General features: G+C 72.7%; 12 protein-coding genes and 1 pseudogene. 8 read left to right on the top strand and 5 right to left on the bottom strand.

The window, feature by feature from the left end:
* Positions 1-38 precede the first annotated feature (38 nt).
* The 3 genes and pseudogenes from ACFFIA_RS14125 to ACFFIA_RS14115 all read right to left on the bottom strand — a co-directional run.
* Positions 39-1190, bottom strand: a complete 1152-nt coding sequence (locus tag ACFFIA_RS14125) for a serine hydrolase domain-containing protein (RefSeq protein WP_377250844.1) — start codon at positions 1188-1190, stop codon at positions 39-41.
* Positions 1191-1408: 218 nt separating this feature from the next.
* On the bottom strand, positions 1409-2389 hold the full coding sequence (locus ACFFIA_RS14120) for a glutamate ABC transporter substrate-binding protein (RefSeq protein ID WP_377250842.1): 981 nt from the start codon (positions 2387-2389) through the stop codon (positions 1409-1411).
* A 91-nt stretch (positions 2390-2480) separates the two neighbouring features.
* Positions 2481-3254, bottom strand: a pseudogene (locus tag ACFFIA_RS14115) (ThuA domain-containing protein); the annotation flags it as partial.
* Between the two features lie 140 nt (positions 3255-3394).
* On the opposite strand from ACFFIA_RS14115, the gene ACFFIA_RS14110 reads away from it, so the two are divergent.
* From ACFFIA_RS14110 to ACFFIA_RS14075, 8 genes are all read left to right on the top strand, one after another.
* Positions 3395-3910 carry a hypothetical protein gene (locus ACFFIA_RS14110; RefSeq protein WP_377250839.1) on the top strand — a complete coding sequence of 172 codons (516 nt, stop codon included), beginning with the start codon at positions 3395-3397 and terminating at the stop codon, positions 3908-3910.
* A 116-nt stretch (positions 3911-4026) separates the two neighbouring features.
* Entirely contained in the window at positions 4027-4716 is a 690-nt protein-coding gene (locus tag ACFFIA_RS14105; protein WP_377251251.1) for an alpha/beta fold hydrolase, read from the top strand.
* A 33-nt stretch (positions 4717-4749) separates the two neighbouring features.
* A complete protein-coding gene (locus ACFFIA_RS14100; protein ID WP_377250836.1) occupies positions 4750-5523 on the top strand; it encodes a DUF3152 domain-containing protein in 774 nt (257 codons plus the stop codon).
* 54 nt (positions 5524-5577) lie between these two features.
* The gene (locus tag ACFFIA_RS14095) at positions 5578-6075 is read left to right on the top strand and encodes a SigE family RNA polymerase sigma factor (protein WP_377250834.1); all 498 of its coding nucleotides are present in this window, start codon (positions 5578-5580) and stop codon (positions 6073-6075) included.
* Entirely contained in the window at positions 6068-7015 is a 948-nt protein-coding gene (locus ACFFIA_RS14090) for a hypothetical protein (protein WP_377250831.1), read from the top strand. The genes ACFFIA_RS14095 and ACFFIA_RS14090 overlap by 8 nt, the downstream gene beginning before the upstream one ends.
* Positions 7016-7284: 269 nt before the next feature.
* Entirely contained in the window at positions 7285-7596 is a 312-nt protein-coding gene (locus ACFFIA_RS14085; protein ID WP_377250828.1) for an NIPSNAP family protein, read from the top strand.
* A gap of 131 nt (positions 7597-7727) precedes the next feature.
* A complete protein-coding gene (locus ACFFIA_RS14080) occupies positions 7728-9254 on the top strand; it encodes an alkaline phosphatase D family protein (protein WP_377250825.1) in 1527 nt (508 codons plus the stop codon).
* Positions 9255-9285: 31 nt separating this feature from the next.
* On the top strand, positions 9286-10482 hold the full coding sequence (locus tag ACFFIA_RS14075; protein ID WP_377250822.1) for a hypothetical protein: 1197 nt from the start codon (positions 9286-9288) through the stop codon (positions 10480-10482).
* A gap of 3 nt (positions 10483-10485) precedes the next feature.
* On the opposite strand, the gene ACFFIA_RS14070 is transcribed toward ACFFIA_RS14075, so the two are convergent.
* A complete protein-coding gene (locus tag ACFFIA_RS14070; protein ID WP_377250820.1) occupies positions 10486-11103 on the bottom strand; it encodes a DUF305 domain-containing protein in 618 nt (205 codons plus the stop codon).
* Between the two features lie 85 nt (positions 11104-11188).
* Positions 11189-11902, bottom strand: a complete 714-nt coding sequence (locus tag ACFFIA_RS14065; protein ID WP_377250817.1) for a lytic polysaccharide monooxygenase — start codon at positions 11900-11902, stop codon at positions 11189-11191.
* Positions 11903-12060: the final 158 nt, after the last annotated feature.

The raw sequence follows: 12060 nt of genomic DNA, 5'->3' as shown, positions 1-12060 counted from the left end.
GGACGAATCGCTCGTCGTCACGGCCGGGCTGTCCCCCTTCAGCAGAGCACCTCGGCCACCGCCCGGTCCGCGCGCCGGTACACCGCGAGGGCTTCCTCCTCCCCGGCCAGCCGGGTCGTGAGCGCCAGGACCACCGCGTGGCTGCCGTCGCCGGTCGCGCCGTTGACCGTGCTCGTGCCGGGCACGTCGCCGCCGTGGCTCCAGTAGCCGCCGCAGCTCGACGGCGTCCACATGATCCCGAGGCCGTACCGGGCGCCCGGCCACAGGTCCTGGAAGGTCACCGCCGGCACCGTCCGGTGCATCTGCGCCATCTGGGCCGGCGCCAGCAGGCGTCCACTCTGGAGCGCCCGCCAGAAGCGGGCCAGGTCGGTCGGGGTGGTGACCAGGTCACCGGCGGCCCAGCCCATGCTCATGTTGAGCAGCGTCGTGTCCACGAGCGGGCCGCCCGGCTCAAACTGCTGGTATCCCTTGGCGTGCGGGCGGGGCAGCGTGGGCACGTCGCCCGGCGAGTACGTTCGCGTCATGCCGAGCGGCCCCGTGATCCGCTCCCGCACCACGGTCGCCCAGCGCTTGCCGGTGATCCGCTCGATGATCATGCCGGCGAGGATGTAGTTGGTGTTGGAGTAGTCCCAGCTCGTACCCGGCGCGAAGGCCGGCCCGTGCCGCATGGCGATGGCCACGAGCGCCGCCGGGTCCCGGTGCACGAAGCGAAGCCGCTCGTACTCCTCCGCCGAGTTCAGCCCCGGCAGGTCGTTGGTGTAGTTGAAGATCCCGCTGGTGTGCTGCAACAGCTGCCGTACGGTGATCCGCCGCCCGTCGTGACCGTTGCCCGAGACGACTCCCGGCAGCCAGCGGTCGACGGTGTCCTCGAGCGACAGCCGCCGCTCCGCCACAAGTTGGAGTACGACCACGGCGGCGAAGGTCTTCGTGTTGCTGCCCATCCGGAAGTAGCCGTCGTCCGGCACGGGCGCGCCGGTGCGGATGTCGGCCACACCGGAGCGCGCGGCACTGGGGTGGCGCCCTTCGCTGGACAGCGCCTGCACGCCCGTGACGCCCAGGTCACGCAGGTCGTCGGCGGCATCCTGCAGCGCCCGCCGATCGCCGGCTCCCGACGCCGCCCCCGCGGCGGCACCGCTCGCCGGTGTCACGACAAGCACGGCGCTGAGCACCGCTCCCACCAGAGCTCGCATACCTATCTCCTCCATCCGCTCCACATGTCTTATGTGCAGCCTATGAAGGTGATCTATGCCCTAGCATCCGTGTTCGCCCCGACTCGCTCCCCCTACGGGCGGCGTCGCCCGGTGACGAACGCCGGCCTTGGGTCTCAGGCGGTCAGCTCCGCCACCAGCTCGGCCGGATGCCTGCCGGAGTGCGAGGGCGAGCGGAACCATCGGGAAGAGGTGCCCGGTCAGCCCCGATAGCGGGCCGGGGGCGGCGCGGCGACCGGGCCGAGCGTGGGGCGCAGCCAGCGGTTGTAGATGCGCATCCAGCCGCCGTCGGCGCGGAGCCGGTCGAAGACCGCGTTGACGAAGCGGACGAAATCGGTGGCGCCGCGGGCGAACGCCAGCCCGTGCGGCTCGTCGCTGAAGCGCGGCCCGACGATCTTCGTGGTCGGGTCCTGCGCGGCGAGACCGGCGAGCACGTTGTCGGTGGTTGAGATGGCGTCCACCTGACCCTGCTGGAGCAGCACCAGGCAGTCCGTCCAGTCGACCACCGAGACCGGCACCGGGCGGGCCGGCGCGTCGATGATGGCCTGGATCGACGTGGTGTTGGCCGCCGCGCAGACCCGCTTGCCACCGAGATCGTGGATGCCGGTGACGGTGGAGGTCTCCGGCACGAGCACGCGCTGCCCCGAGTCGAGGTAGTTGGTGGAGAACTCGACCAGCTCGCGCCGCGCGCAGGTGATCGTCATCGAGTTGGCCACCAGGTCGACCTGCCCGTTGACCGCGGTGAGCCGCTGCGCCTGGGTCACCACCACGTACCTCACCCGCTCCGGGTCGCCGAAGATGGCCCGGGCCACCTCGCGTACGAGGTCGATGTCGAAGCCCGCCAGCCGCCCGGTGAACGGGTCACGGAAGCCGAAGAGGTAGTTGTTCTGGTCGACGCCGGCGACCAGCATGCCCCGCGCCCGGATCTTGTCCATTGTGGACCCCGACGGCATCCGGCCGGGCGGCGGCAGCGCGCCGGCGGGGCGCAGGCTGGCCCGCGGGTCGCAGGCGGGCTCGGGCGGCACCGCGCTCGGCGGCACGGCCGGGTCGGCGACCCCCTGCGGGAGCGGCGCCTCGGCCCGCGCGCTCGGGGGCGGCCGGTCGGGCAGGGCCGACGAACAGCCACTCAACAGGGACGCGGCCAGAAACACGGCCGTACCCGCCCGAAAGCCTCGCCGCATAGGTCCACACCCTAAAAGGCGCGGGCAAGCCTCGTCGGAACGCGAACGCACGGCCAACCGCCGCCCTCGATCCATCGAGGAGAGTGGTCTAGCCGGTCTCCGGCTGGCAGTCGGCCGGTGCGTGGCCGGCCGCGTACCGGATGCCGCCGAGCAGGTGCGCCCGGAAGTCGGCCTCCGCGTACGTGTCCCGCGTGTGCCCGAGCCCGGTGTAGAACGACCGCCCGCCGCCGAAGGTCTTGCACCAGCTGATCGGATGGTCGGCGCCCATGCCCCCGCCGGAGTACGAGGACTCGTCGAGGCTGGCCAGCACGCGCGCGGACGAGCGGGGGTTGGCGCGGAAGTCGTACCACTCGTCGGTGCGGGTCCAGGTCCGCGGCAGGTGCCCGGTCGCCGCGTGATCGTGGTGCTCCACGCGGATGTCGGCCCGCTGGATCGCCGGATGGGCTGCGAAGTAGGCGCCCATCAGGTCGCCGTAGAACGGCCAGTCGTACTCGGTGTCGGCGGCCGCGTGCACGCCGACGTACCCCTTGCCGGTCGCGATGTACCGCTCGAAGGCGGTCTGCTGCGCGGCGTCGAGCACGTCGCCGGTGGTGGAGAGGAACACGACCGCCTCGTACCGCGCGAGGTTGTCCGTGGTGAACGCGGCGGCGTCCTCGGTCGCGGTCACGCCGAAGTCGTCGGCCGCGCCGAGGTCGCGGATGGCCTGGATCCCATCCGGGATCGAGTCGTGCCGGAAGCCGGCGGTCTTGGAGAAGACCAGCACGTGGTACCCGGGATCGGCCGTGCCGGTCACCGGCGGCGCGGGAGTGGTGCAGGCGAGGGTCGCGAAGAGCGCGGCCGCCGACCCGATGAGGCTTCTTCGCATCTCGTCTCCTTAGGTGGGCGGGGTCCACTACCAGGTTGCCGCGCCGGTCACGACGAACGGCGGCAGAACGGGTGAAGCCGGGTTGAAGTCGCCACCTGGTTGACTCGGCCGCGTCCACTGTCGTCACCGGGAGCATCAGCATGTCGTACGGGCCGCCGCAGCCGACCCGCTACCACCCCGTACCGCCACCACCACGACAGCCACGGCCGCGTTGCCGTACCGGGCTGGTCATCGGCATCGTCGCCGCCGTGGTCGCGGTCGTGGTCCTCGGACTCGGCGCGGCCGGCGTCGCCGCGTACGTCCTGACCAGGCAGGAGACGGCACCGACCGAGCCCGCCACGGATGTCGCGCTGCCGAGCGAGGCGGACCTGCTCGCGGCCGCCAAGCGCTACGCGGACGCGGTCAACAGCGGCGAGGAGGCGACGGCCATCGCGCTCACCTGCGAGCGTTCCGGCGGCGGGCTGCTCTGGGAGGAGTTCGGCGAGGAGAACAGCACTCCGGGCGGCAGCGAGTACGTCCTCGTGACCGGGGCGGCCGAGATAAACGGTCCCCGGTTCGAGTGGCCGGCGACCGTCGAGATCGGCTTCGAGGGCGCCGGCCGGCTCATCCCGCACCCCTTCGACGTCCGCGACGGCGAGTGGTGCGTGATGTTCTGACCTCGGCGGCCGCCTGGACGTGGATGCGCCGGGCGGACGCGGTCCACGGCGTGCGGAGCCGGCGGCCAGCGAGCGGCCCCGGCGGGGGGCCGGTCTGGGCTACGTTGGGCAGCGTGATGCCAGTGCGGTTGCACTACCGGTCCTGGATTTCGAGCGACGTCGAGGAGAGCGAAGAGCCGCTGATCCTCCTGCACGGTGGCGCCACCGACAGCTCGACCTGGGACGAGGTGGCGCCGGTCCTGGCCAAGCGCTGGCCGGTGTACGCGCCTGACCTGCGCGGCCACGGCAGCAGCGAGCGCCCCGGGCGATACTCGCTGGAGCTGATGCGCGAAGACGTGCTCGCGCTGATGGACGAGCTCCATGTGCTGCGGGCGTCGATGGTCGGTCATTCGATGGGCGCCGTGGTGGCCTACCTGGTCGCCCTCGATCACCCCGAGTGGGTGAGCCGCCTGGTGCTGGAGGAGATGCCGCCGCCGGTGCCGCTCGGGCTGCCGGTCCCGCCGCCACCGCAGGGGCCGGTGCCCTACGACTGGGACGTGCGGCCGGCGATCATCGAGCAGCTCAACCAGCCCGACCCCCGGTGGTGGACGAGCGCCGACGAGTTCACCATCCCCACGCTGGTCATCTCCGGCGGGCCGGCGAGCCACCTGCCCAACCGCACGCTGTCCGAGTTCGCCGCGCGCCTCGTCGGCGGCCGCATGGTCACGATCCCGGCCGGCCACAACGTGCACGGCACCGATCCGGATCGCTTCCTCGATGCCGTCACGGGCTTCCTGGCCGGAACGGACAGCAGCGCGGCCACCTGAAACGCGACGCCGCCCCCGCGGCGTGATCATGGCATGCGGGGACGGCGGATCGTTGCGGTGGCGGTGGCGTGCGGGGCGGTGCTCGCGGGGTTGGTGGCCGCGCGCGCCGGGCTGGCGGACCGGCCGGTCCCCTCCGCCGCGCCGGTCACCCCGCCACCGCCCTCCCCCACCACCGCGCCGCCCCCGCCGACGACGTCACCGCCTCCGCCCCGGATCACCTATCCCGCGCGCGGCGCGGGGACGTGGCTGTTCGCCGCCGGCGGCGGTCCGGTCGCCGGGCGGTCCGGGCAGCTCATGCGGTACCGCGTGGCGGTGGAGCGGGGCATTGGCGGCATCGAGCCGGACGCGTTCGCCGCCGAGGTGACCCGCACGCTCGCCGACCCGCGGAGCTGGACCGGCGACGGGCGGTGGCGGCTCCAGCGGGTCGGCTACGGCTCCCCGTACGACCTGACCGTCTACCTCACCACTCCCGGTACGCGCGACGACCTCTGCCCCGGCGACGACGGGTACACCTCGTGCCGCAACGGGGAGCGGGTCGTGCTCAACGTGGCGCGGTGGGCGCACGGCGTGCCCCGGTACGGCGCCCCGCTCGAGCAGTACCGCCAGTACCTGGTCAACCACGAGGTGGGGCACCGGCTCGGCCGTGGCCACGAGAAGTGCCCCGGCCCCGGTCGCCCCGCGCCCGTGATGCAGCAGCAGACGCTGGGCCTGCACGGCTGCGTCGCGTACGGCTGGCCGCTGCGCGACGGCCGCCAGTACCGGGGGCCCGCCGGCTCGTACGACGACCCGGTCCCGGAGGGGCCGTGACCTGGCTAACGAAACGGATCGGGCGCCCCATCGCGTGTACCGGTGGGGAGGGCGATGATCTCGTTCGAGGAGTTCGTGACCGCACGCGGCCCGGCGCTGCTGCGGTTCGGCTACCTCATGTGCGGCGACCGGCACCTGGCCGAGGACATCCTCCAGGAGGTGCTGGCCAAGGTGTACCGCAGGTGGGGCCGGATCGCGCGCGCCGAGCCGCCGGAGGCGTACGTGCGGCGGGCGCTCCTGCACCAGTACCTCTCCTGGCGGCGCCGCCGGTCGAGCACCGAGGCGGTCGTGCCGGCCGTACCGGAGAGCGCCGACCTCGCTGTGCTGGCCGAGCAGGTGGCGGCGCGCGACGAGATGTGGGCACTGCTCGCCACGCTCCCCCGCGTGCAGCGGGCGGTGCTCGTGCTCCGCTACTACCTCGACCTGCCGGACGCGGAGATCGCCGACCTGGTCGGCTGCGCCCCGGCGACCGTACGCGTGCACGCCTTCCGCGCACTCGGCACGCTCCGCGCCACGCTCTCCACCGTCACGTCGGAGGCCCGCAGTGGATGACATCGAACACCTCGTCCGGGTGACGCTCACCGACCGCGCCGCCGGCGTCGGGCCCACCACCGACCTGGTACGGCGCGCGCACGGCCGGGCCCGGCGGGAACGGCGCCGCGCGCGGGCGGTGGGCGTGGCGGTGGCGGCCGCGGCGGTGCTGATGGCGGTGCCGGTGACGAGCCGCGTGTGGACACCGGGGCAACCCTCCACCGTGGAGGCCGCGGACACCGGCCCGCTGTCGCTGACGCCGTTCCCCTTCGTGCCGACCGTGAGCCTGCCCGGATACGGCGAGCCGGTCGCGGAGATCTCCGCCGGCCTGCCGTGGCTGCGGCACGCGGGAGCCGGGGAGCGGACGCTCACGGTCACGGTGAACGCGCTCGCCCCGCCCCGCCTGGAGTGGGCGCCGGCGGTAAAGGCGTACAGCGTGGTGGTCCACGAACGCACGGCGCGGCTGGAGGCGGGCCGGACCGGCACCGCGCTCACCTGGCAGGAGCCGGACGGCCGGTGGCTGCGCGTGGAGGCCGACCGCCACCTGGCACACGAGTCGCTCGTCCGGTACGCGGAGGGGCTCGCGCCGGGCGCGGTGCCGGTGCGCCGCCCGTTCGACTTCGCCGTCCTGCCGCCGGGCACCGTACCGGACATCGTGGGCGCGACGGCGGTGTCGTTTCGCCCGGAGCGGAGCCGGCCGAGCCACGACTTCGCCGGCAAGCTCACCGTGCTGCTGTCGTACACCGACGAGGTCTCCCCCGCCGGACGGCCGGTGGCGGTGGGCGGCCGCCCGGGACGACTCGCCGACGGCGCGGCGGCGTCGGTGCTCTCCGTCGACCTCGGCGACGGGCGCACGCTGGTGGTCCAGGCGGCGCCGGCGGTCGGGCTGAGCGAGGCCGACCTGCTCGCCTTCGCGGCCGGGGTGCGCCCGACACCGCACGCCGAGGTCGGCCGGGGATGACGCCGGGCGCCTCGCCTCCCACGGCGGCGAGGTCGCGGACTCCGGCGCCGCCCCGCAGCACAAACACTTCCTTCATCACTTAGTTCGATCTCGATGCTAGGTAAACCGATAGGACTTGGTCAATTGGTGGGACGGCCCAGGCGGTCGCCGGGCGGTCGGACGGGCTGACCTGATCGTTCGGTCGACGCGACACCGCCCGGTGGCTCGCCGACCGCGGCCGGGTACATCCGCACCCTCCCGGGGGCCGTGACTGTTCTACCCTGCGAAGAGTGATCACCTGCGTTGTGCACTACACCATCGACCCCAGCAGGATCGCCGAGTTCGAGGAGTTCGGGCGGGCATGGATGAAGCTGGTGGACCGCAACGGCGGTAACCACCACGGCTACTTCCTGCCGGCGGAAGGCGCGAGCGACCAGGCGTTGGCGCTGTTCTCGTTTCCGTCGCTGGCCGACTACGAGCGCTACCGCTCGCTGTTCGGCGTGGATCCCGACTTCGTCGCCGCGGACCAGATCCGTGACAGCAGCGGCTGCGTGGTGCGCTACGACCGCACCTTCATGAGGCCGATGCTTCCCGAGCGGTAGGCCGGAGCCGGTCAGGTCGCCGGGCTGCGGCCGGGCTGCCGGTCCCCAAAGCCGTCCAGTCATCGATCCCGGCAAAAATTTTCATCGACGGGCCTTGCTTCGTTCATCCATGACATTCACAGTTGTTGGCCATGAGTAACCTCTCACGTCGTACCTTCGTCCTCGGTGGACTCGCGGTCGCCGGGGCCGCGGCCATCCCCTCACGGTCGGCGACCGCCGCGGTGCCGTACCCGTTCAAGCTGGGCGTGGCCTCCGGTGAGCCGGCGTCCGACAGCGTGGTCCTGTGGACCCGGCTGGCCCCCTCCCCGCTCAACGCCGACGGGCAGGGCGGGATGGCCAACGCCGACGTGGTCGTCGAATGGCAGGTGTCGACCTCCGACCGGTTCACGTCGCTGGTCGCGTCCGGCTCGGTGACCGCGCGGTACGCCGACGCGCACTCGGTGCACGTCGTCGCCGGCGGGCTCGCCCCGGACGCCGACTACTTCTACCGCTTCCGCGCGCAGGGGCACATCTCGCCGATCGGGCGTACGCGGACCGCGCCGGCGGCCGGCACGTTCGGGCGTGACCTGGTCATGGCGTTCGCCTCCTGCGCGCACTACGAGTCCGGCTACTACACGGCGTACCGGCGGCTGGCCGAGGACGCCCCCGGCCTGGTGCTGCACCTGGGCGACTACCTCTACGAGGACGCCGCCACGGCCGGCTCGGTGCGCGAGCACGCGGGCGCCGAGATCGTGTCGCTGGCCGACTACCGCCGCCGGTACGCGCAGTACAAGTCCGACCCCGACCTCCAGGCGGCACACGCGGCCGCGCCGTGGCTGGTGGTGCCGGACGACCACGAGGTGGAGAACAACTACGCCGCCAACACGCGCGCCGACAACAGCCCGGCGCTGACCGCGGCACAGTGGACGGCCCGGCGCACGGCGGCGTACCGCGCATACTACGAGAACATGCCGCTGCGCCCCTCCTCCGCTCCGAGCGGCAACAGCATCCCGCTCTACCGGCGTGTCCACTGGGGACAGTTGGCGACCTTCCACATGCTCGACACGCGGCAGTTCCGCTCGGACCAGGCGTGCGGCGACGGCTGGAAGGTGTGCGCCGACGCCGACCTGGCCTCCCGCTCGCTCACCGGCGGCGCGCAGGAGACCTGGCTGCTGGACGGGCTCGCGCAGCACTCCGGCACCTGGGACGTCCTCGGCCAGCAGGTCTTCTTCGCCCGCCGGTACGACGCCTCCGGAGCGGCCAGCATGGACGCGTGGGACGGCTACCGGGCCTCCCGCAACCGGATCCAGCAGGGCTGGGTACAGCGCGGCGTGCGCAACCCGCTGGTGCTCACCGGCGACGTGCACCGCGCCTGGGCCAACGACCTCAAGGCCGACTACGCCAACCCCAACTCGGCGACGGTCGGCACCGAACTCGTCTGCACGTCGATCAGCTCGGGCGGCAACGGCTCCGGCAGCACCACCATCCCGGACGTCGCCAACAACCCGCACCTGCGCTTCTACTCGGACCGCCGGGGGTACACGCGCACGACCATCTCCCGTACCCAGGTGCGGGCCGACTTCCGCACTGTGGCGAGCGTGACCGAGCACGGCGCGCCGGTCACCACGCTCCGTTCGTTCGTGATCCTCGACGGCCAGCCCGGATTGCAGGCGGTGTGACATGTCGATCGTTTCGGCTGCGCTTTCTCTCGTGCTGCTGGGCGTGGAGGCCGTGACCTGGTCGACCGCCAACAGCGTCGCCACCGGCGACCAGGACGTGCCGGCCATCGCGGCCAACCGCAGCGGCCACGTCGCCGTCGTCTGGGAGGACGACCGCGACGCCACCAACCCCGCCGACGACACGCGCTCGGAGATATTCCTGCGGCTGTTCCGCAACGGCACGCCGGTGTACGAGATCAAACTCTCCGGCGGCGGCACCAGCGGCACGGCGTGGAAGCACATCACTCCCGACGTGGGCCTCGACGACCGGGGCAACGCCGTGGTGGTGTGGGCCGACGACCCGGACGGCAACGGCTACTACAACATCCCGTACCGCGTGGTCTCCCCCACCGGCTCGGTGCTCGCCTCCGGCCGCGCCAACGCCAGCGCCACCGGGCAGCAGGTCTTCCCGAAGGTCTCGGTCGACCCGGACGGCGTGCCGGGCAGCACCACCGCGGTCGCGTTCACCGTCGTGTGGGAGGACATCCAGGGGACCGACCCCGCGACGGTACGGGCGGCCGGCTACACCGGCAACACCACCAAGGCGTACGAGGTGGTGGCCAGCCAGACCGCCGGTGACCACCGCCGGCCGGACGTGGCGGTGCTCCCCTCCGGCGAGGCGCTGGTGGTGTGGGAGGAGGACGCCGACGGCAACGGCTTCGACAACATCGGCCTCACCCGGCTGGCCCGCGCGAACGGGGCGGTCACGCTCTCCCGCCGCCTCGCCAACGGCATCGGTGACGGGCAGCAGCAGCGGCCCGCGGTGGCGGCGAACTTCGGCGGTGACTTCGCCGTGGCGTGGGAGTCCGACCACACCGGTACGCGCGGCGTGTGGACCCGTTCGTTCACCGCGACCGGCAGCCCTCGCCACGAGGAGGTGGAGGTGTCGTCCGGCGTGGGCGCGGTGGCGCCCGGGATCGGCATCGACGACCAGGGCAACACGGCGCTGGCCTGGAGCGTGACCGGCGCCGACCCGCAGGTGTGGATCGCCGGCCGCAACCCGGACGGCACCGGCACCGGGCGGCTCGACGCGCAGGTGTTCAGCCGGGACACCGCGGGACGCCAGGAACAGATCGCGATCGCGGTCTCGCCGTGGTCCGAGGTGAGCGTGGCGTACACCGACGACAACGACGGCAACCAGTTCGACCAGATCGTCCTCGGCGTCGGGGCGACGAACTCGACGTGGTGACCCTCAGCCGGCCACCATCCTGAGCAACTGCTGGATCTGCGCCCGCACCGCCTCGTCGGTGCGGGCGGCCAGCGCCTTCACCTGGGGGTTCTGCCCGCTCGCCGCCTCCATGCGGGCGAGTTCGGCGGCGCCGTGCTGGTGGCCGATCAGCATGTTCAGGAACGCGGTGTCGAACCCCTCGGCGCCCATCCGCCCCAGCTCGGCGATCTCCTTGTCACCGAGCACGGGCAGGCCGCCGTGCGCCGCGTGCGCGTCGGGGTGCGCGTCGGAGACGAGCGGCTCGCCCCAGCCCTCCAGCCATCCGGTGATGGTGCGGGTCTCGGCGGCGATCGCGGTGGCCAGGTCGCCGGCCAGCCCCCGTACGTCGTCCCGGGTCGCCTTGGTGCGCCCCAGGTCCAGCAGCGCGGCGGTGGGTTCGTGGTGCGCCAGCGTCATCTGGAGGTACATCACGTCCGTCGCGTTGCGCTCACTGTCCACTGTGTCCGGAAGCGGTGCCGCGGCGCTGGTCGCGGCGGGTGCCGCACCGGTCGGCTCGGCACTCCGGGGCGGGTCGCCGGACGGGCCGCCGCACGCCGCCACGGCGAGGAGCGCGGCGGTCGCCAGGACCAGGGTGCGTCGCATGCTCGCGTACCTCCTTGTGCTGTGGTCCGGTGCGGAGCCCGCGCCACGCCCGGGGCGGCGCGGGCTCCGGATCGGTCGGGTCGGGTCAGCCGCAGGCGCCCTGGTCGCGCCAGACGCCCCACTCGCCGGTCGTGCCGGGCGTCTCGCCCTGCGTCCACCACTGCGCCTGCCAGCGGCGGCCGTTGTGCGAGACGATCGCGCCGCCGTTGTACACGGCCGAAGCGCTCCACGCCGTGCCGCACGCCGGGCCGGGCGGCTGGGTCGTCGGCGGCGGGTTGCCGCCGCCCCCGCCGACCTGGAGGTCGACGCAGGCGTAGAACGCCATCGCGGTGTCGGCGACGTTCCACCGGGCCAGCACGGTCAGCCGGCCGCTGCGCCCGCCGAGGCTGACGTTGTGCGAGACGGTCGCCGCCGGCTGGCGTCCCCCGTCGTCGAACACGGCGATCCGTGTCCCACCGACGAAGTACTCCCAGGTGCTGGTGGCGTGCCGGGCGGTGAGCACCCAGTTGAACGTCACGTTCTGCCCGACGGACGTCGTCGGCCAGTTGCGGCTGTTGTCGTTGAGCACCGCGAACCGGCTTCCGCCGCCGTTGCACTGCATCGAGCCCTTCGGCGCCTCGACGCTCTGCGGCTCGTAGATGATGTCGCCGCAGTTGGCGACCCGGCCCTGGGCACACATCGCCTGCCGGCTGGCGGGCGAGGAGATGTACCCGTGGGCCTGCGCCGGCGTGATGGCCACGAAGAGCGAGGCCAGGACGGCGGCGACCGTCAGCAGGGGGAGGGTGATGCGTCTTCGCATGAAGTCCTCCTCACTTCATGTGGGCGGTCCTTCCCCATCTGGCGGTTTCGGGGGGATCCGCTCGGTTTGATGGCCATCAACATAAGGTAAACAAACCTAACAGTAAATAGGCTTAACCAAATATTTCGATGAGTGTGGTACGCGCTGGCGGGACGCGG

It is taken from the genome of Phytohabitans kaempferiae, assembly GCF_042433955.1.
GTDB classification, from domain to species: Bacteria; Actinomycetota; Actinomycetes; order Mycobacteriales; family Micromonosporaceae; genus Phytohabitans; species Phytohabitans kaempferiae.
This window is presented reverse-complemented; position numbering and strand designations above follow the sequence as displayed.